The organism is Gorillibacterium sp. CAU 1737, assembly GCF_039888655.1.
In the GTDB taxonomy this organism is placed as follows: Bacteria; Bacillota; Bacilli; order Paenibacillales; family NBRC-103111; genus Gorillibacterium.
This window is the reverse complement of sequence record NZ_JBDQQO010000011.1, coordinates 38,764-61,182: the sequence shown is the minus strand read 5'-3', so window position 1 is coordinate 61,182 and position 22,419 is coordinate 38,764. Positions and strand designations below refer to the sequence as shown.

General features: G+C 58.7%; 20 protein-coding genes. 18 read left to right on the top strand and 2 right to left on the bottom strand.

Going from position 1 to position 22,419, the window contains the following annotated elements; genetic code table 11:
* The first annotated feature begins 24 nt into the window (after nt 1–24).
* Nucleotides 25–477: a YlbF/YmcA family competence regulator gene (locus AAFN83_RS19195; RefSeq protein ID WP_347772359.1), complete on the top strand. Its 453-nt coding sequence runs from the start codon at nt 25–27 to the stop codon at nt 475–477.
* 53 nt (nt 478–530) lie between these two features.
* On the opposite strand, the gene AAFN83_RS19190 is transcribed toward AAFN83_RS19195, so the two are convergent.
* Nucleotides 531–1,538 carry an asparaginase gene (locus AAFN83_RS19190; protein WP_347772357.1) on the bottom strand — a complete coding sequence of 336 codons (1,008 nt, stop codon included), beginning with the start codon at nt 1,536–1,538 and terminating at the stop codon, nt 531–533.
* Between the two features lie 116 nt (nt 1,539–1,654).
* Here AAFN83_RS19190 and AAFN83_RS19185 point away from each other — a divergent pair, with 116 nt between their 5' ends.
* The 5 genes from AAFN83_RS19185 (at nt 1,655) to galU (ending at nt 5,218) form a co-directional block, all read left to right on the top strand.
* Nucleotides 1,655–1,918 (top strand): YlbG family protein, encoded by a 264-nt coding sequence (locus AAFN83_RS19185; protein WP_347772355.1) that lies wholly within the window; start codon nt 1,655–1,657, stop codon nt 1,916–1,918.
* A gap of 88 nt (nt 1,919–2,006) precedes the next feature.
* On the top strand, nt 2,007–2,444 hold the full coding sequence (locus AAFN83_RS19180) for a hypothetical protein (protein WP_347772353.1): 438 nt from the start codon (nt 2,007–2,009) through the stop codon (nt 2,442–2,444).
* Nucleotides 2,445–2,552: 108 nt separating this feature from the next.
* Nucleotides 2,553–3,488 (top strand): LysR substrate-binding domain-containing protein, encoded by a 936-nt coding sequence (locus AAFN83_RS19175; RefSeq protein ID WP_347772351.1) that lies wholly within the window; start codon nt 2,553–2,555, stop codon nt 3,486–3,488.
* A 12-nt stretch (nt 3,489–3,500) separates the two neighbouring features.
* Nucleotides 3,501–4,364 carry a PHP domain-containing protein gene (locus AAFN83_RS19170; protein WP_481810526.1) on the top strand — a complete coding sequence of 288 codons (864 nt, stop codon included), beginning with the start codon at nt 3,501–3,503 and terminating at the stop codon, nt 4,362–4,364.
* Nucleotides 4,361–5,218 (top strand): UTP--glucose-1-phosphate uridylyltransferase GalU, encoded by an 858-nt coding sequence (galU, locus tag AAFN83_RS19165; protein WP_347772347.1) that lies wholly within the window; start codon nt 4,361–4,363, stop codon nt 5,216–5,218. Before AAFN83_RS19170 ends, galU begins: the two co-directional genes overlap by 4 nt.
* A gap of 79 nt (nt 5,219–5,297) precedes the next feature.
* On the opposite strand, the gene AAFN83_RS19160 is transcribed toward galU, so the two are convergent.
* A complete protein-coding gene (locus AAFN83_RS19160; RefSeq protein ID WP_347772345.1) occupies nt 5,298–7,112 on the bottom strand; it encodes an Rqc2 family fibronectin-binding protein in 1,815 nt (604 codons plus the stop codon).
* Nucleotides 7,113–7,473: 361 nt separating this feature from the next.
* Between AAFN83_RS19160 and AAFN83_RS19155 the strand changes: the two genes are divergently transcribed.
* The 12 genes from AAFN83_RS19155 (at nt 7,474) to rsmB (ending at nt 22,335) form a co-directional block, all read left to right on the top strand.
* Nucleotides 7,474–10,245 carry a calcium-translocating P-type ATPase, SERCA-type gene (locus tag AAFN83_RS19155; protein ID WP_347772343.1) on the top strand — a complete coding sequence of 924 codons (2,772 nt, stop codon included), beginning with the start codon at nt 7,474–7,476 and terminating at the stop codon, nt 10,243–10,245.
* A 151-nt stretch (nt 10,246–10,396) separates the two neighbouring features.
* Nucleotides 10,397–11,233 (top strand): diaminopimelate epimerase, encoded by an 837-nt coding sequence (dapF, locus tag AAFN83_RS19150; RefSeq protein WP_347772341.1) that lies wholly within the window; start codon nt 10,397–10,399, stop codon nt 11,231–11,233.
* Between the two features lie 69 nt (nt 11,234–11,302).
* Nucleotides 11,303–13,201 (top strand): bifunctional homocysteine S-methyltransferase/methylenetetrahydrofolate reductase, encoded by a 1,899-nt coding sequence (locus tag AAFN83_RS19145; protein WP_347772339.1) that lies wholly within the window; start codon nt 11,303–11,305, stop codon nt 13,199–13,201.
* A gap of 135 nt (nt 13,202–13,336) precedes the next feature.
* A complete protein-coding gene (locus AAFN83_RS19140; RefSeq protein WP_347772338.1) occupies nt 13,337–14,218 on the top strand; it encodes a YicC/YloC family endoribonuclease in 882 nt (293 codons plus the stop codon).
* Nucleotides 14,219–14,280: 62 nt separating this feature from the next.
* Nucleotides 14,281–14,541 carry an extracellular matrix/biofilm regulator RemA gene (remA, locus tag AAFN83_RS19135; protein WP_009672664.1) on the top strand — a complete coding sequence of 87 codons (261 nt, stop codon included), beginning with the start codon at nt 14,281–14,283 and terminating at the stop codon, nt 14,539–14,541.
* Nucleotides 14,531–15,172 (top strand): guanylate kinase, encoded by a 642-nt coding sequence (gene gmk, locus AAFN83_RS19130; protein ID WP_347772334.1) that lies wholly within the window; start codon nt 14,531–14,533, stop codon nt 15,170–15,172. The genes remA and gmk overlap by 11 nt, the downstream gene beginning before the upstream one ends.
* 1 nt (nt 15,173) lies before the next feature.
* The gene (gene rpoZ / locus AAFN83_RS19125) at nt 15,174–15,389 is read left to right on the top strand and encodes a DNA-directed RNA polymerase subunit omega (protein WP_347772332.1); all 216 of its coding nucleotides are present in this window, start codon (nt 15,174–15,176) and stop codon (nt 15,387–15,389) included.
* A 112-nt stretch (nt 15,390–15,501) separates the two neighbouring features.
* A complete protein-coding gene (gene coaBC / locus AAFN83_RS19120; RefSeq protein WP_347772330.1) occupies nt 15,502–16,716 on the top strand; it encodes a bifunctional phosphopantothenoylcysteine decarboxylase/phosphopantothenate--cysteine ligase CoaBC in 1,215 nt (404 codons plus the stop codon).
* Nucleotides 16,716–19,268, top strand: a complete 2,553-nt coding sequence (gene priA / locus AAFN83_RS19115; protein ID WP_347772328.1) for a primosomal protein N' — start codon at nt 16,716–16,718, stop codon at nt 19,266–19,268. The genes coaBC and priA overlap by 1 nt, the downstream gene beginning before the upstream one ends.
* A gap of 78 nt (nt 19,269–19,346) precedes the next feature.
* Nucleotides 19,347–19,838: a peptide deformylase gene (gene def, locus AAFN83_RS19110; protein ID WP_347772326.1), complete on the top strand. Its 492-nt coding sequence runs from the start codon at nt 19,347–19,349 to the stop codon at nt 19,836–19,838.
* Nucleotides 19,835–20,812, top strand: coding sequence for a methionyl-tRNA formyltransferase (gene fmt / locus AAFN83_RS19105; RefSeq protein WP_347772324.1), 978 nt, complete (start codon nt 19,835–19,837; stop codon nt 20,810–20,812). Before def ends, fmt begins: the two co-directional genes overlap by 4 nt.
* Nucleotides 20,809–22,335, top strand: a complete 1,527-nt coding sequence (rsmB, locus tag AAFN83_RS19100) for a 16S rRNA (cytosine(967)-C(5))-methyltransferase RsmB (RefSeq protein ID WP_347772323.1) — start codon at nt 20,809–20,811, stop codon at nt 22,333–22,335. The genes fmt and rsmB overlap by 4 nt, the downstream gene beginning before the upstream one ends.
* Nucleotides 22,336–22,419: the final 84 nt, after the last annotated feature.

Sequence of the window (22,419 nt, the reverse complement as noted above, 5' to 3'; positions counted from 1 at the left end):
TCGAAGGAGAGGATACTGATCATTATGGAAGCGGTGGCAGAACTGGATCGATCCGATCTGCTTGTTCGTGCATATGAACTGGGCGACATGATTAATTCTTCCGCTGAAATGGCGGATTATCTATATTGGAAGGAGCAGATGGGCCGGGATGACCGCGCTCATCAAGCCATTCAAGCCTTCCAGCGCAAAAAAGACCTGTTTGAGGAATGCACCCGTTTCGGCCACTTTCACCCGAACTACCATGAGGCTTTGACGGAAGCGGAAAAAGCCCGCGAGGAGCTGGATGCCGTAGAAAGCATCCGCAGCTTCCGGCGGGCGGAAAGTGAGCTGGACGAGCTCTTGTACGCGGTGGCGGAGCTGGTAGCCCGCTCGGTCTCCGAGAGCGTGAAGGTTCCGAAGAACGGAGAGGATGCAGGCGGCGGCTGCTCAAGCGGCGGTTGCTCCTCGGGAGGTTCCTGCAGCGGCAATTGCGGCTGAGCCGAATCCCCCCGTTCAACCTGCATACGATTGTTTATACGTTGTTTATGAGACTACCGGGAAAGATCAAACTCCGGAACAATACGGCCGACAGCCGTCCCCTGCCAGTTGTACAGAATGGGACGGTGGAAGGACGCGAGAAGCTCGGCTTCCTCCTCTGTGAGCCAGCCGAGTTGAACGAGCGCCTCCGTGACGGCGGGGTAGAGGGCTCGAACGGCTCCATCTCCGACCTTGACGGCAAGCCCGAGTCCGCTTCCCGGCTTCGTAACGGCGAAGACGCCGTCCGCTCCCAGCTTGCCGACCAGCTTGCCGCGGGTTGCGCGTACGAGCTGTGTGTCGAAGCGGTCGTCGCCGGCCAGGAAGTCGGGATGCGACTGAATGGCACCTACGACACGCTGACAAGCTGCTTGCCGCGAGGCCGCCAGATCATCCGGGGTTCCGAGTCGGGCGAATGCGTAAGCGAGGGAAGGGAGCGGCATGCCGAAGACCGGTACGCCGCATCCATCAGTTCCAAGCCGAATCTCGGTTTCCCGGACTCCGCTCATGGAGCTGATGGCCGCGAGCATTCGCTTTTGGACGGGATGCTCCACGGACAGGTAACCTGCCGTCGGCGCATCGATCGCTTTAGCAAGGGCGAGCATGCCCGCGTGCTTGCCGGAGCAATTGTTGTGCAGGGCAGAGGGAGCATTCCCTGCAGCCTTCAAGGCATCGGCAGTCGGCTTATGGAACGGGTCGTGCGCCCCGCAGGAGAGGGCGCTCTCCTCGAGTCCCAGCTTGGCGAGCATTCCGGCTGCCAGGGCGACGTGCTTTTCTTCCCCGTTATGGGAGGCACAGACGAGGGCAAGCTCAGCGTCGGTCAATCCGTAGCGCTCCATCGCTCCCGATTCTACGAGAGGGATGGCTTGTAACGGCTTGGCGGAGGAGCGGGCAAAGATCCAGCGATCGGCGTCTCCGCTGGATGCCACCAAGGAACCATCCACTTGAACGGCTGCGAGATGAACTTGGTGTTCACTTTCGGCCATCTCGCCCCGATATATGGTAATAACCGACTTTTTCGACATTGTCATTCCTCCAGATTACGAGAAGCCACAAGGCAGGTCGTTTCATTTTCATTCAAACTTGTTTCTAAATCATCACATCAACCATCCATCAACACTTGAGCACGAGGGGGATTATCATGTTTACCGATCGCAGCGGATTAATCGTCTGGGTAAACGACATCAGGCCCGCAAAAAATCTCGAAAAATACGGCACGGTCCATTATATCTCAAAAAGAATGAATTATGTAGCCATGTATGTGCACACCGAGAAGCTGGAGGAAGCCACACGTCTCATTCAACGCCTTCCTTACGTCAAGAAAATCGAGAAATCGATGCGCAAAGAGATCAAGACGGAATATGACAAGAATATGCCGGACAAAACGCGCTTCTATTCGTTGTAAAATTGGGAATTGGAAAAAACAGAGCATTTGAAGTAGAATAGATGGAAAGCGCAGTCGATAAGTCCTGCCTATCAATCGGGAGGAACGCATGAGAGACTCAGGCATGAGCCGCTACAACACATACGAGCCGTTCTACGTCGAGCTGGGAGATAAGAAGATCGCGGACATCGTGATCACTCATCACGCCCGGATGCGTTGGACAGACCGCGTGGAACAGAACAAAACCGGATTCTCGGATATTTGTTCGTTCTTATGGGAGCGTTTGAAGGCTTCCCAAATCAAGCCCTACTACAAAAAAGAAGAAGAAGTCTTCCTCGTGGATGACGACCTGGTTATGGTCGTGGAATTTGGCGTTCTTGAGAACGAAACTGACATTGCCGGCAATCCGCTGCATAAAATGATCATCGTGACCTTTCTTGGCCGGATGTCGGAAATGATCGAACTTCGGGACTTGAAGTCGTATTATTCCTGGCTTCGCCATTCCCGCCGAATGACGCTCATCCGCAACAGCCGCAAACGCCGGTAGAGGACGTGTTTTTCCATAGCATTTCATCCATAGAGCGCGCTCCAGAGGGGCGCGTTTGTTGTTCGCAGGAAAGCCCGCATGGTATAATCAGGGAGCAGGTGATCAAGAGTGGCGCTCAGCTTTCATATGCTTCACATCTTTTATACCGTGGCCGAGAAAGGAACGTTTTCGGCGGCGGCGCAAGCTCTACATATGACCCAACCGGGTGTCACCATGCAGATTCAATCACTCGAGGAGCATTTTGGCGCCAGGATGTTTCGCCGGCTGCCGAAATCCGTTGAACTCACGGAGGCGGGTCTCGCCTTGCTGCCCTATGCGCGGCAGATGGTGGCGCTGATGGGCAGGACGGATCGAGAGATGTCCCGGTTCACCCGTGAGCTTCGCGGGCGCCTGGAGCTCGGGACAAGCCTGACCATCGGGGAGTATATCCTTCCCCGGCTGATCGGCCCGTTTTACGAACAATTCCCCCACATCACCGTCAACATGAGGGTAATCAACACCGCGCAGATCATGGATGAAATTCTGTCGCACAGCCTTACCTTAGGGCTCGTGGAAGCGGAGGTGGAGCATCCCGACCTTGTGGTGGAACCGTTGCTTCAGGACGAGTTGAAGCTCGTGCTTCCCGCTGGACATGAGCTGCTGGAGCAGGACCGTATCACGGTAGAGGATATCGCCCGCTACCCGTTCATCATGAGGGAGAGCGGTTCGGGAACGCGGCGCATGGCGGAGGAAGCGCTTGAGAAGGGTGGCCATGATCCGGCCATGCTTCGAATCGCCATGAATTTGGGCAGTACCGGCGCGATCAAATCAGCGGTCGAGGCAGGCCTCGGGCTTTCGCTCTTGTCGGTTTCCACCGTCCGGCATGAAGTGGCGCTCGGGGTGCTGCAGGTGCGGGAGCTGGAAGGAATTCGGTTCCTTCGTCATTTCTCGTCCGTCTACCACCGTGCTGCGCTGCTTCCCCTGCCGGCGAACACCTTCCTGACATTTATTCGCGAGAACGAACTGTCCCATTGGTTGACCGAAAGAAACCCATTTAACTCATAAGGAGGAATGGCTGTGACGGGTTCCGGATTCGCAGATTTACATACGCATACCACGGCATCCGACGGCCTTCACGCTCCAGAAGAGAACGTGCGCATGGCGGCCCAGGCGGGGCTTTCCGCGATCGCCATCACCGACCACGACACGGTGGCTGGATTGGAGGCGGCCTTGGCTGAGGGGGAACGGCTCGGCATTCAGGTCGTGCCCGGTGTCGAAATCAGCACCGTGGCGGGCGGGCAAGACATTCATGTGCTAGGCTATTATATGGATTACAAGGATGACCGGTTCCGGAAGCGGCTGGAAGAGCTTCGCTCCGTTCGAGAGCGGCGCAATGAGATGATGATTGCCCGTTTCAACGAGCTGGGCCTTCCCATTACCCTAGGGGAAGTGGCGGAGATCAAGGCGCGGCGCGGCGGCAAGCCGGAAGAAAACATCGGACGCCCGCACTTTGCCGATTGGCTGATCGAGCATGGTCACGCGGAGTCCCTCAAGGATGCGTTTGATCGGTACCTTGGCAAAGGGGGACAAGCTTACGTCAACCCGCCGAGGATTCACCCTTCCACCGCCATCGAGTGGATCCACGAAGCAGGCGGAAGCGCCGTGCTGGCCCATCCAGGCTTGTACGGGGATGAAGCGCTCGTGGACGAGCTGATTCAAGCGGGCTTGGATGGTATCGAGGCCATGCATTCGGACCACAGCCCCGAAGAAGAGGCTTTGTACCGCCGAAAGGCGGAGGACGCACATCTCCTGATCACAGCAGGTTCCGACTTCCATGGAGAGCGCCTGGGAGAGACGTTTCACGGACCGATCGGCCACCGTCGGATCGGCATCGAAGTTCTGGAGCCATTACAGGAGAGAGGGAGAGGAAGTCGATCATGAAAATTCGCAAAGCCATTATCCCGGCTGCCGGTCTGGGAACCCGGTTCCTGCCGGCAACCAAGGCGCAGCCGAAGGAAATGCTGCCCATCGTGGACAAGCCCGCTATCCAATACATCGTGGAGGAGGCGGTAGCTTCGGGCATCGAGGACGTCATTATCGTCACCGGCCGCAACAAGCGGGCCATTGAGGATCATTTTGACAAGTCCATTGAACTGGAGCGGGTGCTGGAAGCCAAGCCTTCGTATGAGTTGCTCCGTGTGGTTCAAGAGGTCTCCAACCTGGTGGATGTCTACTATGTCCGTCAGAAGGAACCGCTTGGCCTCGGACACGCGGTCTATACGGCACGCAAGTTTATCGGCGACGAGCCTTTTGCGCTCCTGCTCGGCGATGATATCATCCAATCGGATCCCCCCTGCCTGAAGCGCATGATCGAGATCTACGAGCAAAAGGAAGCGTCCGTAATCGGGGTGCAAGAGGTTCCGTGGTCGGATGTGGACAAGTACGGGATCGTCTCGCTCGGAAGTGACGGCTACATCGAAGACCTCGTGGAAAAGCCCGAGCTCGGAACGGCTCCCTCGAACCTGGCGGTGATTGGACGGTATATCATCGAACCGCAAATCTTTGATATTTTGGAAAGGCAAGAACCGGGCCGCGGCGGCGAAATCCAGCTGACAGACGCGCTGCGCGTGTTGAACCGCGAGCGTCCGATGACCACCTACAAGCAGGAAGGACGCCGCTTCGACGTGGGAGACAAGCTCGGCTATATCGAAGCGACCATTGAAATGGCGCTGGCCCGCCCGGATCTCGGACCCGCAGTCCGCGAGTACATCCGTGACCTTGCTTCCAAGCTGTAAGCTGGAAACCATGTAACGCATAGAGTTGAAAAAAGGTGTGCCTGAAGCCATGAATGGCTTTCGGCACACCTTTTCTTTTTTAAGCTTGAACGCTCTTCAGGCTGTTCACCAGGCTTTCGTCTGTGGTGGCATAGAGGGTTTTTTGTTTGTCGTAGATCACGAAGCCGGGCTTCGCGCCGTTCGGCTTGCGGACATACCGGATGAGGGTGTAGTCCACCGGAACCGAGCTGGAGCCGCGGGCTTGGCTAAAGTAAGCAGCGAGCTGAGCCGCTTCCAGGAGCGTGTCCTCGCCATAGGAATCGCTGCGAATCACAACGTGCGAGCCAGGTATGTCCTTCGTGTGCAGCCAGGTGTCGCCAGGCTTGGCGAGGCGGTTGGTCAGATACTCGTTCTGCAGGTTGTTTTTGCCAACATAGATTGGCAGACCTTCGCTGGAGGTGTAGCAAGAGAGGGCGGGCCTGTCTTTTTTCTTCTTCTTCGCTTGTTTGCCGCGATTCCGAAGATACCCTTGCTCCACCAGCTCCTCGCGAATTTCCTCGACATCCGGGAGACTTGCGACGGCAAGCTGGGCAAGCAGGTTGTCCAGGTAGGCGATCTCTTCATGCGTCAGGGTAAGCTGCTCTTCAACGGCAAGCATGCTGTTCTTCGCCTTGTTGTATTTTTTGAAAAAGCGCTGGGCGTTCTCCGAAGGCGAAAGCAGGGGATCGAGCGGGATGAGGAGGGTTGGCTGCTCTTCCTCGTAGTAATTGATGGCCTCCACCAGCTTGTCGCCCTTCTTGATGAGATGCAGGGAACCGGTGACAAGCTCGCCTAAAATCCGGAAGCGGTCGGCATCCTTCGCCTCCTCCAGCGTATCGGCAAGCTTCTCCAGTTTCTTTTCGTTCTTGCTTTTCTCGTTGGCAAGCAGCCGCTGCAGGTCCGAGGTGCGCTGCTTGACCGTATCCCGCTCGGCCTTCTCGCTGTAGAAACGGTCCAGGCAAGCGCTCACCGAGGAGAATTCCTCCGTTTCTCCCGCGATATGGGTTAACCGGATCACCGAGAAGGCCAGCTTGCCGCTCTTTTCCGCTCGGACGATTCCAGGCCGGTATTGATGCTGCCGCATGTCCTCCATAATCTGCGAGAAGGCCTGCCATAGCTGGCCGAGCTCGGGGATCGGAGAACGGGCCTGGTGAGAATCGGCAGCCCCCTCAAGAGCCGCAACATTGCCTATCCGTGGGTCGTTCGCACCGAGCTGCGAGGCTCGGTAGACGATCTCTCGCGCCACCAGAGGGCTGACGCCGCTGAAGCGGGCGACGAGGGCTTTCTCCATCGTGGCCGCATCGGTGCCGGCCAGCAGCGCTTCCGCCTCCTGCTGAAAGACCTCTTGCGTGGTTTCCCAGGGTGTGCGTTTCTCCTGTTCCGGAGGCGGGGTATACGCGAAGCCGGGCATCACCACGCGGTAGCTGCTCAGGGCAGGCGTGACATGATGGATGCCGTCTACGATCGTGTTTGTCCTGGGATCAAGCAGGATGATGTTGCTGTGGCGGCCCATGATCTCGACAAGCAGCACCTTTGAGCTGATATCGCCCAGCTCGTCGCGCTGGCGAATGCGAATGGAGAGAACACGCTCCGCACCGGTCTGCTCGATCGCTTCGATCACGCCGCCCTCGCAGTGCTTACGAAGCAGCATGCAGAACATGGGGGGCTCCGTCGGATTCGGCATGCTCTTGTCCGTCAGGTGGACCCGGGGATAGGTTAAATTGGCTGATAGCAGCAGCCGGGCGTTGCCCGAAGCGCTTCTCAGCTGCAGGATGATATCGTGAGGCGTCGGCTGATGGATTTTACTAATTCTTCCGCCGACCAGCTTTTGCAATTCATGAACGATCGCACGTACGACCAGTCCGTCCAGTGCCATTTTTCCATACACTCCATTCTATATTGACCACCACTCGGGCTTCGTAAGCAAGCCCGCTGCAGGCGCCGTCCTTGTTGCTCTTCCTATCATGCCATAACTTTGCACCGATGTTAAAGTGCACAAACGGTTGCCAGTGATTTTCCCCGAGCGTCGATGAGCAGAGAGCAGCAGGTTTCTATGGGGCTGTCCTCTTCGTAAAGGGAAGAAACCTGCGGTGCTAAGCGAAGGCCTGTCTGAATAAAGTGATAGAGAAGCTGTCCCATCTTCGGCTCGTTCCCGTTTCTTCCGAACGTTCGCAGAATGAGGACAGACCCGGGGGAACCCACCGGGACAGGCAGCAAACTCGTGGGAGGGAATGCATGTGACGCAGAAAAATTGGTACCACCTGACGACGGAGGAAGCCCTCCGGGAGCAGGGCACCGATCCGGCAGCGGGCCTCGTACCGGAGGAGGCGGACCGCAGGGGAGGTGTATTCGGCTGGAATGTGCTGGCGGAGGGGGAGGGAATCTCTCCGATCACCCTTTTCCTTAACCAGTTCAAAGACTTCATGGTTCTCGTCCTCATGGGAGCCACCCTCATCTCGGGCCTCTTGGGGGAATACCTCGATGCCATTACGATTCTCGCGATCATCCTGCTGAACGGGGTGCTCGGCTTTTTGCAGGAGTTTCGGGCGGAGCGCTCGCTGAAAGCTTTGAAGGAGCTGTCGGCTCCTCATGCGAGAGTAGTCCGGGGAGGGACGGTGCAGTCCATCCCGGCAAAAGACCTCGTCCCCGGAGACCTCGTTCTCCTCGAAAGCGGAGATCGCATTCCGGCGGACATTCGGTTTCTGGAATCCAATGGTCTCTATGCGGAGGAATCGGCCCTCACCGGGGAATCGATTCCGGTATCCAAGCATGCCGATGAGCTGCCGCCGGGAGAACCTCCGCTTGGCGATCAGCGCAACCTGGGCTTCATGGGCACGATGATTACCCGCGGAACGGGGAAAGGACTCGTCATTCGTACGGGCATGCAGACGGAGATGGGCAAGATCGCCAGCCTGATTCAGGGGACGGAGGAGATGGACACTCCGCTTCAGCATCGGTTGGAGCAGCTGGGCAAAATCCTAATATTGCTCTCCATCGGCTTAACCGTTGCCGTCGTGCTCGCGGGCATCCTGCACGGGCAGGAAATGTACCCGATGTTCCTTGCAGGTGTAAGTCTTGCGGTTGCGGCGATTCCGGAAGGGCTTCCGGCCATCGTCACCATCGCGCTTGCCCTGGGGGTCCAACGGATGATCAAGCGCAATGCCATCGTGCGGAAGCTGCCCTCTGTGGAAACACTCGGCTGCGCCTCGGTCATCTGCTCGGATAAAACGGGGACTCTCACGCAGAACAAGATGACGGTCACCCACCTGTGGACCGGAGGCCAACTTCTCGAGGTTACGGGCGACGGATATACTCCTTACGGGGAGATTCTCGCGGACGGTCACCCGCTCGACATTCGCAAGGACCAGACGCTGCGACGCTTCGTGCAGGTGGCCGTACTCTGCAACAACGCCCATCTTCGGGAAGTCGAAGTCGAGCCGAGAGGGAAAGGAAAGGACCCCGTCAAGACGGAATGGAAGGTGGAGGGGGACCCCACTGAGGGAGCTCTGGCTGTGCTCGGGGCCAAGGTGGGGGTAACGGCCTCCTCTCAAGAGGGACTGTACCAGCGCCTGAAGGAATTCCCGTTCGACTCCACCCGCAAGCGGATGTCGGTGTTGGTGGGTCATCAAGGGGGCCGGCTTGTCCTGGCAAAGGGTGCGCCTGACGTCCTGCTGGAGCAGTGCTCTTATCTGCTCTGGGAGAACAAAATCCTCCCGCTGACCGGAACCCTGCGCCAGAAGATCGCTTCCGCCAACGAGGGGATGGCGAAATCGGCGCTCCGCGTGCTCGCTCTCGCTTACCGCGAGGTCAAGGCGGGGGACAAGTGCGAGGATGAGGAGGCGGCAGAAAGCGGGCTTGTGTTCATCGGCCTCGCTGGAATGATGGACCCACCGCGCGCAGAGGTGAGGGATGCGATCGTCCAGTGCAAACGGGCGGGGATCCGAACGGTCATGATCACCGGGGACCATCAAACCACGGCGGAGGCCATTGCTCGCCAGCTCGGCATGATCCCGAACGGCGGCATTACCCTGAATGGCATCCAACTGGAAGCCCTCACGGATGACCAATTGGATGCCAAAGTGAATGACATCTATGTGTATGCCCGCGTCTCTCCGGAGCATAAGCTTCGCATCGTCAAGTCGCTTCAGCGCAAGGGGCATACCGTCGCCATGACCGGGGACGGCGTCAATGACGCTCCCGCGATCAAGGCAGCCGATATCGGCATCTCCATGGGGATGAACGGAACCGATGTCGCGAAGGAAGCCTCGGCGCTCGTCCTGGGAGACGATAACTTCTCGACCATCGTTGCCGCCATTGAGGAAGGGCGCGGAATATACGAGAACATTCGCAAGTTTATCCGCTACCTGCTCGCCTCCAACGTGGGTGAGATTCTCACGATGTTCCTCGCGATGATGCTCGGCTTGCCGCTTCCTCTCCTGCCCATCCAGATTCTCTGGGTCAACCTGGTCACGGACGGCCTGCCCGCGATGGCGCTCGGGGTGGATCAGTCGGAGAAGGACCTCATGCAGCACAAGCCTCGCCACTCTCGGGAGAATATCTTTGCGCGGCGGCTCGGCTGGAAGATCGTCAGCCGGGGCTTGCTGATCGGGGTCTGCACGCTGGCTGCTTTCTGGCTGACTCTGTTGCCCGCTCCCGGGGATCCTGCTCAGCTGCTTCACGCACAGACCGTCGCGTTCGCTACGCTGGTCATGGCCCAACTGATTCATGTATTTGACTGCCGCAGCTCCCGCTCGATCTTCCACCGCAACCCGCTGCAAAACAAATACCTGGTTGCGGCGGTCCTCTCTTCGGTCGGGCTCATGCTGGGCGTGCTCTACCTGCCGGCCTTGCAGCCCATCTTCAAGACGGTGAGCCTGGGGCTCAGTGATTGGCTGCTCGTGACCGTAGCTGCGGCCATTCCCACGTTCCTCCTGGGCTTTGGAAGTGTCTTTTCGAAACCGAAGGCTAAGCCGCTTTCCTACGGCTTGTCGGGCAGCAAACGGATCTGATTTCCATGTGACAATAAAATGAACGGACAGGGTGCAAAACGACTTGCATTCTGTCCGGTTTCCGTTAGAATATGCAGAAAGCACCGGTTCGGAGGCGAGCCGGTCGCGACTTGGATACAAGCGGAAGATGGCCTACGGAGGGAAGACGATCATGGATTTTGTCAAAATGCACGGGTTGGGCAACGATTTTATCATTCTGTACGGCGAGCAGGAGCTTCCTCAAGATGCGGCCGAGCAAGCCATTCGATTGTGCGACCGCCACTTTGGGATTGGCGCGGACGGCCTCGTCTATCTGCTGCCCTCCGACAAAGCGGATGCCCGGATGCGCATCATCAATTCTGACGGCTCGGAACCGGAGCAGTGCGGAAACGCCATTCGCTGTGCAGCGAAATATTTGTTCGACCGCGGAATTGTTCCCCGCACCTCCCTGACGATTGAGACCATCGGAGCGGGGGTTCAACCCGTTGACATTCGCGAAGTAAACGGCCGTGCTGTTGCGATTCGCGTGGACATGGGACGTCCGATCCTCCAGGCGGACCAGATTCCCACCACGCTTGAGGGAGAATCGGTGATCGATCAGGAATTGACGGTGAATGGAGAGACGTTCCGGTTTACGGCCGTTTCGATGGGGAACCCGCACTGTGTGATTTTTACGGAAGAGGCGAAGCACATTTCCCTCGCGGAATGGGGACCGGCGCTGGAGCGCCACCCGCTGTTCCCGAACAAGACGAATGTAGAGTTCGTATCGGTTCGCTCTCCGGAGCATCTGGTCATGCGCGTCTGGGAGCGCGGTGCCGGGCCAACCCTGGCTTGCGGAACGGGAGCATGCGCCACGCTGGTTGCCGCCGTGCTGAACGGCCACTCGCCGCGCGTCGCGACGGTGTCGCTCGCGGGTGGCGATCTTCAGATCGAATGGAAGGAAGAAGACGGGCATGTTTATATGACAGGCCCTTCCATAGAAGTGTTTCAAGGCCAATTTACCGAGTAGAATGGATCAAACAACGGGCAGTCGAGAGAACAACAAGGGATCGACAGAATGAGCAGAGGAGAGCATCGAATGAAACCGGACTTGCGTACCGCTTTGCTGGAAGGAGCTCTCGTCGGCGACGGAGCAATGGGCACCTATCTCTATCAGATGGGGTTCCCGGTCGGCATTGCTTTTGAGGAATTCAATCTGATTCGCCCCGATGTCATTCGGGACATTCATCGGCAGTATTACGAAGCGGGTGCGCGGGTAATCGAGACGAACACGTTCTCAGCCAACCGTGAGAAGCTGGCGAAATTCGGATTGGAGGACGAGACGGACGCCATTAATCGAGCGGGTGTCCGATTAGCCCGCGAGGCAGTCGGAGCGGATGCCTACGTCGTTGGGGCCGTCGGCTCCCTTCGCGGGGGAAGGCGGCGTCGCATCGGCGAAGAGACCGCGAGCCGCGTGTTCACGGAGCAGATCGACGCTCTTCTCGCGGAGGGCGTTGACGGCATCCTTCTTGAGACGTTCTATGAGCTGGCCGAGCTCTTGCTCGCGACGAAAATCGTTCGCAGCCGCGGCGATGTGACGATCATCTGCCAATTCGCTACCGACGGCAGCGGCACGACCCAGGACGGGGTGACCTATGCGGAAGCCTTCCGTCAGCTGCTGGAAGCGGGGGCCGATCTGATCGGCTTTAACTGCCACAGCGGCCCCGATGGGATCGGCCGCGCCTTGGACAAGCTTGCCGGTCCGCACTCCACGCCGCTCACCGTATACCCCAATGCCGGGCTTCCCGGCATTGAAGAGGGCCGCGTGACCTACCGGGCGGAGCCGGATTACTTCGCCGAGAAGGTGCCCGGCTTCCTGGAGCGCGGCGTCCGCTTGATCGGGGGCTGCTGCGGCACGACGCCGGCCCACGTGTCGGCCATCGCGGACGCGCTGCACCGCTGCCAGGACGAGGGGCTCGGCATCGGGCCGTTTCCTGCGGAAGCGGGAGCCGCCCCTGCCGCCCCGCCATCCGCTGAGAGCAAGCCGCGCCGCGTGGTCCTGCCTCGCGCTGCGGCTCCGGTCGCCCCGCTCGAACCCTCGCTTGTCGATCTGGTCAAGCGGCGCCACACGGTCATCGTGGAGCTGGATTCGCCGCGCGACTTGTCCATCGACAAGTACATGGCCGCTTCGGCGGAGCTGCGCGCAGCCGGAGTGGACGCGCTCACCATGGCCGATAACTCGCTTGCGATGACGCGCATCAGCAACCTGTCCATCGGCCATCTGGTGAAGGAGCGGCTCGGTGTGCGGCCCTTGCTCCACGTAGCCTGCCGCGACCGGAATGCCATCGGCACGCAGTCTCATCTCATGGGCATGCATGCGATGGGCATCCGCCATGTGCTGGCGGTGACGGGCGACCCGGCGCGGGTCGGCGATCTTCCCGACGCCAGCTCGGTCTTTGACATGAACTCGCTGGACCTCATCCGCATGATGCGGCAGCTCAATGAAGGCGTCGCTTATTCGGGAAAGCCTCTGAAAGAGAAAGCCAACTTCATCATCGGTGCAGCGCTAGACCCCAATGTGAAATACTTGGAGAAGGCGGTCCAGCGGGTGGAGAAGAAGATCGAGGCGGGGGCTCACTTTTTTATGACCCAGCCGGTATACGACCCGGCGAAAATAGAAAAGCTGTATGAAGCTACCCGGCATCTGGATGCGCCGATCTTTATCGGCATCATGCCGCTCATGAGCGAACGCAACGCGGAATTCCTCCACCACGAGGTGCCGGGCATTCGCATTCCCGAAGAGACCCGCCTCCGCATGAGAGGAAAGTCCGGGGAGGAAGGCCGGCTGGAGGGAGTCGCCATTGCCAAGGAGATGGCTGAGGCAGCGGTTCGCTATTTCAAAGGAATCTATCTCATGACTCCGATGCTCTTTTCCGGCATGACAGCCGAGATCACCCGATATATCCAAGCAGAAGTGGCAAAGCTTCATTCTCGATGATCCTGGCTTTTGTCAACCTGCGATAGACGGAAAGAACAGGCGCAAATCCGCGATAATCCGGCAAATATGCGGCAAAAAGATAGAGGTTGCGGGAATCTTACCGATAATCTAAAATAGGGTATCGGAAGTGATGCTATGATTCGCAGTATGACAGGATTCGGCCAAGCCGAACACACAGCGGGCGGTTACACCGTCCGTGCAGAGATTCGCACGGTCAATCACCGGTACAGCGAGATTTCGCTGCGCTTGCCTCGAGAGCTTTCTTTTTTGGAAGAATCGCTGAAGCAAGAGATCAAGCGGCACGTCAAGAGAGGGCGGACGGATGCGTCCGTATTCCTTGAGCGAGAGGAACGAATATCCTCCGAAGTCGAGCTCAATTGGCCAGCGATTGACCGCTATTTAGCAGCCGCAAACGAGCTGAGCCGGCGATATGGGCTGGCAGCGGACCTCACGGTCCGCGAATTGCTGGAGCTTCCTGATCTCTGGCAGAGATCAGAGAGCGATGAAGCGAGCTCGGAGGGGTTGGAACAGCTCGTGCAAGAAGCCTTTGCGGACGCTGCCCAGCGGCTGATCGCCATGCGAGAGGCGGAAGGCAGCAATCTGCTTGCCGATCTGGCCGAGCGGCTGGGGACCCTTCGTGACCATCACGGGGAGTTGGTGCAGCGAGCACCCGACGTGGTGAACGGCTATCGGGATCGGCTGACACAGAGGCTGCGAGAGCTGAAAGAAGCGATTGCGCTTGATGAACAGCGCATGGCAACGGAAGCGGCGATCTTTGCCGAACGCTGCAATGTCGATGAGGAATTGACTCGACTTGCCAGTCATTTCGGCCAGTTTGCCGAGCTGCTCACGTCTGAAGAACCCTCTGGACGCCGGCTTGATTTCCTCATTCAGGAGATGAACCGTGAGGTGAACACCATCGGTTCGAAGGCGTCGGATGCCGCCATGTCGGCCATCGTGGTTGAGATGAAGGCGGAGCTTGAGAAAATCCGCGAACAGGTACAAAATATCGAGTGACGGGTAAGGCCCGCGCCCACGAACCGCCACGCGCGCCGGGGCACCTTCACAGGAGGAACCTAATGGCCATCAAACTGATTAATATCGGATTCGGCAACATCGTATCGGCAAACCGGATTATCTCCATTGTCAGTCCGGAATCAGCCCCGATCAAACGGATCATTCAGGAAGCGCGCGATCGTCACATGCTGATTGACGCGACGTATGGAAGACGGACGCGGGCCGTAATCATCACGGACAGCGACCATGTCATCCTCTCCGCCGTGCAGCCCGAGACCGTCGCACACCGACTTTCGAATAAGGACGACGACCATGACGAATAACAACACGCTTACCCAAACCAAAGAACGGGGCATCCTGATCGTGCTCTCCGGCCCTTCGGGTGTCGGCAAGGGGACGGTTTGTTCCGCTTTGCGGGGACGTACCGAGGACCTCATCTATTCCGTATCCGCGACCACCCGTACCCCACGCGAAGGGGAGCGGGAGGGCGTCAATTATTTCTACCGATCCAAAGAACAGTTTCTCTCCATGATTGAGAAGGATGAGCTGCTCGAATGGGCGGAGTACGTTGGGAATTACTACGGCACACCCAAAGAATTTGTGGTGAAGACCCTTGACGAAGGCAAGGACATCATCCTCGAGATCGATGTTCAAGGGGCGCTGACTGTGAAGCAAAAGTTTCCGGAGGGTGTCTTTCTGTTCCTGCTTCCCCCCTCGTTTGACGAGCTGGAATCCCGAATTATCGGACGGGGGACTGAATCCGAAGACGTGATTGCGGATCGGATGAAGGCGGCCCGCTATGAAATGGAGCTCGTCAAGCATTATGACTATGCGATTGTGAATGATCAGGTGGATCTGGCATGCGGCCGCATCCAGGCGATCTTGACCGCCGAGCATTGCAAGCGGGAGCGCTTCATGCCCGCAATCCAAAAATGGTTAGAAGAGGTGTATTGACTTGTTATACCCGTCGATCGACAAGCTTTTGGAAAAAGTAGACAGCAAGTATTCGCTCGTTGTTGCCGCGTCCAAACGGGCGCGCATGCTGAGAGAGGGCGCTCCTCAAGAGATCGTCGCCCCGAAGGCACACAAGATGGTTGGGGTGGCATTAGAAGAGCTGTACGGGGACCAAATCCGCTACGAGAAAGTGCAAGTCAAAGAAACGAACAAATAAGAATGCAAGCACCGAAAGATAACAACCGCAGGGTTGTTATTTTTTTCCGAAATTCGGTTCTTCGAGCTTCAGGATCCGGCTTAAGCGGCCGGTATAACGGGAGGGGACACGGATGAAAGGCAAGACGGTTATTCTCGGGGTGTGCGGAGGAATTGCCGCTTACAAGGCAGCGGCGCTATGCAGCAAGCTGACGCAGGCGGGGGTTAAGGTGCATGTGGTCATGACGGAGTCGGCGACAAAGCTTGTCGGACCGGTGACGTTTCAGGCGCTATCGCATGAAGCGGTCCGCATTGATACGTTCGATGAACTGGATCCGGGCGTCATCTCGCATATCGATCTGGCCGACCGGGCTGATGCGGTAGTGGTCGCTCCGGCTACGGCCAACATGCTCGCCAAATTGGCGCATGGGATCGCCGACGACATGCTCAGCACCATTCTGCTTGCAACGACCGCGCCAATTCTGGTTGCGCCGGCGATGAATGTCCATATGTATTCGAATCCGGCAACTCAGGCGAACATGGAACTGCTGCGCGAGCGGGGCGTTCAATTCATCGAGCCTGGCATCGGTCAGCTTGCGTGCGGGTACTTAGGCAAAGGACGGATGGAGGAGCCAGAGGCGATCGTGGAGTATGTTCGCGCTCATTTTGCTGCACAGGAAGCTCCGAAGCCGCTTGCCGGTAAAAAGGTCCTCATCACGGCCGGCGGTACGGTGGAGCGGCTGGACCCCGTCCGCTATTTCACCAACGACTCATCGGGCAAAATGGGCTTTGCTCTCGCAGAAGCCGCGAGGGACAAAGGAGCCGAGGTAACCGTGGTAGCTGCCCGTGTGTCGGAGCCGCTGCCGAGAGGCGTCACCGTTGTCCGGGCGGAGTCCGCGCTTCAGATGGAAGAGGCCGTGCTTTCTCGTTTTGCCGAAATGGACCTTGTGGTCAAAGCAGCAGCGGTCGCAGATTATCGTCCCGTGGAAGCAGCTCCGCAAAAAATCAAGAAAACGGGTGAAACCCTGCAAGTTACGCTGGTCAAGAACCCTGATATTCTCGAAGAATTAGGCAAACGGAAGGAAAAGCAATTCCTGATTGGGTTTGCTGCCGAGACGGAGCAAGTGGAGACCTATGCCATGGACAAGCTTCACCGCAAGAACTGCGACCTCCTCGTGGCCAACGATGTGTCTCGTTCGGATGCGGGGTTCGGAACGGAAACAAACGTGGTCACGATCTTCGACAAGAACGGCCCAGCCCTTTCCTTGCCCTTGCTCAGCAAACGCGAGACGGCGGAGCGCATTCTCGCTCTCGCGCTTGAACGAATGATGGGCGGAGGACAAGCGTAATGTACGCCAAGGTTGTCGTCGATGTGGCAGCGAAGCAGACGAACCGCCCCTTCGACTATCTGGTGCCGCCCGCGCTGGAGCCTTGGATTGAGGTGGGAAGCCGGGTCGGTGTACCGTTCGGTCCGCGGACCATTCTCGGCTTCGTGGTCGAGCTGACGGAGGAGACGGATGTGGCTCGCGGACGGCTAAAGCCGATCGATCATGTCATGGACATGTACCCGCCGCTAACCCCCGAGCTGGTCGATCTCGCGCGCTGGATGAGTCGAACCTATCTCTGCCATGAGCTGACGGCTTTGCAGGCGATGATCCCGGCCGCGTTGAAAGCAAAATATGAACGGCATGTAACACTGACCGACCAAGCGAGCGATAACCCCTGGCAGCTGCAAGTCACCGGACAGGAGGAGATCCTCCGTTATATCCGCGAAAAGGGCAGTGTTTCACTCGATGCGCTGCTGAATCGATTTCCCGAGGAGAGCCTCTGGATTCGAGAGCAGATTCGGACAGGAGTGCTGGAGGAAACCCAAGCCATCCGCAACCGGATGGCCAAGAAGAAGGCGTTGACGGTGTTCCCGCCCGCAGATAGCGAAAAGCTGGCAGACCTTGCCGCTTCCTTGCCCGCTCAGGCTTCCCGGCAAAAGGATGTGCTCCGCTACCTCGCAGAGCATGCCAACCCCATACGGCTCACCGAGCTCATGCTTCAGCTCAATGTGGGAGCGGGGACGGTGAAGAGCCTGGCCGACAAAGGGTGGCTTGAGCTGAAGGAGGTCGAGGTGCTGCGCGATCCATATGCCGGACGCCAGTTCACCAAGACCACTCCGCTGTCGCTTACTCCCGAGCAGCAAATGGTCTATGAGCCGATCCGGCAGGCCGTCGTCCAATCGCGCTCCGACACGTTCCTGCTGCACGGGGTAACGGGGAGCGGCAAAACCGAAGTCTACCTGCAAGCCATTCGGCAGTGTCTGGACCTGGACAAGGAAGCCATCGTGCTCGTACCGGAAATTTCACTCACCCCTCAGATGGTGGAGCGGTTCAAGGGCCGCTTCGGGGATGAGGTGGCCGTGCTGCACAGCCGCCTGTCCACCGGCGAACGCTATGACGAGTGGCGAAAGATCAGCATGAAGTTGGTTCGCGTCGTCATCGGCGCCCGCTCTGCGATCTTTGCTCCCTTCACGCGGCTTGGCCTCATCATCATCGATGAAGAGCACGAGAGTTCGTACAAGCAGGAAGAGAGCCCGAAGTATCATGCGCGGGAAGTTGCCGTGGAACGGGCTCGCGCTCATCAGGCGGCCGTTGTGCTCGGTTCGGCCACTCCGTCTCTGGAGAGCTATTACCGGGCGCTGCCGCGGGAACAGGAGAGGGCGCATGAGGAGCCTCGCTACCGGCTCCTAACCATGGCTCAGCGGGTCGAGAATCGCCCGCTTCCGCCTGTAAACATTGTGGACATGCGCCGCGAGCTGACAGAGGGCAACCGCTCCATGTTCAGCCGTCCGCTCTACCGGGCTCTTGCCGAGCGCCTAGAGAGAGGGGAGCAATCCGTGCTGCTGCTCAATCGTCGGGGATACTCGACGTTTGTCATGTGCAGGACTTGCGGCTTCACGCTCCAGTGTCCCCATTGCGAGGTGTCGCTCACCTATCACCAGACGTCCCGGCTCGTTCGGTGCCACTACTGCGGGCATACCGAGCGTCAGCCGGAGACGTGCCCGGAATGCGAAAGCCCTCATATTCGTTATTTTGGAACCGGCACCCAGAAGGTCGAGGAGGAGCTGGCGAAGCTGTTCCCGGCCATCCGCGTCATCCGCATGGATGTGGATACGACAACGGAAAAGGGCTCCCACGAAAAATGGCTGACCCTGTTTCGCAAAAAACAGGCGGACGTTCTGCTCGGGACGCAGATGGTCGCCAAGGGACTGGATTTCCCGGATGTGACGCTCGTCGGGGTCATTGCTGCAGATACGGTACTCGGCCTGCCAGACTTTCGCTCGGCGGAACGGACATTTCAGCTCCTCACGCAGGTAGCGGGCCGAGCCGGGAGGCATCACCTTCCGGGAGAAGTGTTCGTGCAGACGTACAATCCCGAGCATTACAGCATCGTCCGCTCCTCCCAGCATGATTATGCCGGATTCGTGGAGGAAGAGCTGGAGACACGCCGGACGTTGGGCTATCCTCCCTATTGCGGCCTGATCCTGGTGACGCTCACGCACACGGAGCTGCAAAAGCTTGTGCGAGCCTCGGAAGCGTTCGCCGCCAAGGTTCGAGAGCTCGCCCGCAAGGCGGGAACGCTGAAAGAGGATCTGGCGGATGCCGGGGACCTCTTTGCCTCTCTTCCCGATCGGGGAGGACTCGGGGTGAAGGGGGAACTGGAAGTGTTGGGTCCGGTCGCATCGCCCATTGCCCGCATCAAGGATAGATATCGGTTTCGCTGCATGATAAAATATCGGGGAAGCGCGCAGGCGTCGGAGATCGTCGGCCTTGCCTCGTCAGCCTTCGACGAGGAGTGCGCGAAGGACCAGCTCCAGATCAGCATCGACGTGGATCCTCTCATGCTCATGTAGTCTTTTTCCCGCGTTTCGCAGCATGAAGGAGCCTCACCCCCAATACACATTTGTAGAAACGAGAGGAAGGTGGTTGGCATGGCCATCCGCATCATTGTAAAACATCCCGATCCGGTGCTCCGCGATAAGGCGAAGCCCATTCCGAAGATTACCCCTAACATTCAGAAGCTGCTCGACGACATGGCTGATACGATGTACGACGCTCCAGGAGTGGGCTTGGCCGCTCCTCAGATCGGCATCCTGAAACGTGCGATCGTCATGGACGTCGGAGACGAGCATGGTCTTATCCAACTCGTGAATCCCGAGATCACCTACCGGGAAGGCGAACAGCTCGGGCCCGAAGGCTGCTTGAGCATTCCGGGTCTTCAAGGCGATGTGAAGCGAGCCCAGAAGGTACGGGTCAAGGGCTGGGATCGCGAAGGCAACGAGGTTGAGATTGAAGGAACCGATCTGCTCGCTCGCTGCATTCAGCACGAAGTCGATCATCTGAACGGAGTGCTCTTCACGGACGTGGCCGTGAAGGTCTACGACGAACCAAGGGATGACGAGGAGGAAGGAGGCCGTTCATGAACCGAGTGAAGATTCTGTTCATGGGGACCCCTGACTTTGCGATTCCTTCGCTTCGGGTTCTTCTGGAAGAAGGCCACGAGGTAGTCGGAGTCGTCACGCAGCCGGATCGCCCGAAGGGGCGCAAACGCGTGCTGACGCCTACGCCGGTGAAGGAGGTGGCGCTGGAGTATGGCTTGCCTGTGCTCCAGCCCGAACGCCTCCGTCGACCGGAAGGAGTGGCGGAGGTCGCGAAGCTGGAACCGGACCTCATTGTGACGGCCGCCTATGGGCAGATTTTGCCGAAGGCTGTTCTGGACCTGCCGAGACTGGGTTGCATCAATGTGCACGGCTCGCTGCTCCCCCGTTACCGGGGCGGTGCGCCTATTCAGTATGCGGTCATGAACGGCGATGCCGAGACCGGGGTTACCCTCATGTACATGGCCGAGGGGCTCGATACCGGCGACATGATCAGCAAAGTCGTCATTCCCATTCACGATGAAGATACCGCTGGGACGATTTTTGACAAGCTGAGCGTGGAAGGCGCGGAGCTCTTGCGCCGCACGCTTCCCGATCTCATCGCGGGTCGGGTGACGGCGGTTCCCCAAGATGAGGACGCCGCCACTTATTCACCTACCATCAAGCGGGAGGACGAGCTTCTTGACTGGTCTCGTTCGGCTCGCGAGCTCTTCAATCAGATCCGCGGCTTGAACCCTTGGCCGGTTGCTTACACGCACTTGAATGGCGAGGTGCTCAAGGTTTGGGCGGCTGCGCCTCCGACCGGACAAGCTTCGTTGGAGCAAGCCCCAGGAACGGTCCTCACGGTGAAGGGGAACGGCATTGAAGTGGCGACCGGCAGCGGGACGCTCTGGCTTACGCAGGTGCAGCCCTCCGGCAAGAAGGCGATGGACGCCGCTGCTTTCGGCCGCGGAGGCGGCATTCACCCGGGCGACGTGCTGGGAGCCGCAGCCCCAACGGAAGGAGCGGATGAGGCATGACGGAGCGCAGCAAGACGAAGGGGAGCGGACCGTCTCCCTCGAAGAGAGCCGCTTCCGGCTCGCCGCGTCCGAATGCAAGCCGCGGGGCGGTTACGGCACGGGAAGCCGCCCTGGACATCCTGACGCGCGTGGAGAAGGATCGCTCCTACAGCAACCTGCTGCTCGGCAGCACGCTGGAGAAGCTGTCCTTGTCGCGCGCTGACGCAGGGCTTGTTACCGAGCTCGTATACGGAACGATTCAACGAAAAAATACGCTCGATTATGAGCTGCAGCGATTCGTCAAGGGTGGGCTGGTCAAGCTTGAGCCGTGGGTGTTGAGCCTGCTTCGCATGAGCTTTTACCAGCTCCTCTTTTTGGACCGGATCCCTGAGCATGCGGTGGTTAGCGAAGCGGTTAACCTCACAAAGCGGCGAGGACATACCGGGATTTCAGGCATGGTGAATGCCGTGCTACGCAATGCGATGCGGCAAAAGGACAAGCTGTTGAAGTGGGACGGGCTGCCTCCGGTGAAGCGTCTCTCGCTGGCTGAATCTCATCCCGAATGGCTGGTCAAGCGGTATCGCGATCGACTGGGGGAAGAGGCGGCGCAAGCGGTGCTCGCCGCGAACAATGAATCGCCGCACGCAAGTGCGCGAGTGAACCGGATCAAGGCGGAGCCGGAGCTTGTCCGCGAAAGCCTGGTTTCGGCCGGGCTGGAGGTCCGGCCGTCGGTGCTTCCGGTTCCGGGACTGGTGGTCGAGAGCGGCGGAAGCCTCGCGAAGTCGGACGGGTTCCAGCAGGGGACGATCAGCATTCAGGACGAGAGCTCCATGCTTGTTGCTGAGGCGCTGGCGCCGGAACCCGGCATGCGGGTGCTCGATTGCTGCGCAGCTCCTGGTGGCAAGACGGCTCATTTGGCTGAATTGATGCTCAACCGCGGGGAAGTGGTCTCCTGTGACGTCCATCCTCATAAGGAGGCGCTCATTCAGGCGCAGGCCGATCGGCTAGGACTCGATATCGTGAAGACCGTCATCTCGGATGCACGGGAGCTTGGCCGTTTATTCCCGGCTGAGAGCTTCGATCGCATCCTGCTTGATGCCCCGTGCTCGGGCATTGGGGTCATTCGCCGCAAGCCGGAGCTGAAGTGGACCAAGCGAGAGGAAGAGATCGCGGAGCTGGCCAAGCTTCAGGAGGAGCTTCTCGAAGCCGTCCACGGGCTCTTGAAGCCGGGAGGCGTTCTCGTCTACAGCACGTGCACCACGGAGCCGGAGGAGAACATCGAGCAGGTGGAGCGCTTCGTTCAGCATCACCCGGACTTTGCGCTGCAGCCGTTTCCGGAGCTGCTTCAAGCGGGCTTTGCCCGCATCCAGCCTTCCGCAGGCGATGGTACTGGAGCGGTTTCTGGAGAGACTCGTCGCCCCGGCGAGGAGCGGCTTGCCTCTCTTCGGACGCAGGTGAAAGCCGGAGCGCTCCAGCTCTTGCCAAGTGATTTTGGCACCGACGGCTTTTTCATCGCCCGATTGGGCAAAGCCTCCAACCTATGATAAAATAAAGGGATGAACGAAGGCCCATTCTGCTTTCAACGGCAGGGAGGAGCCTTCGGCAATCTTGCAACTAGGTGGGATCCT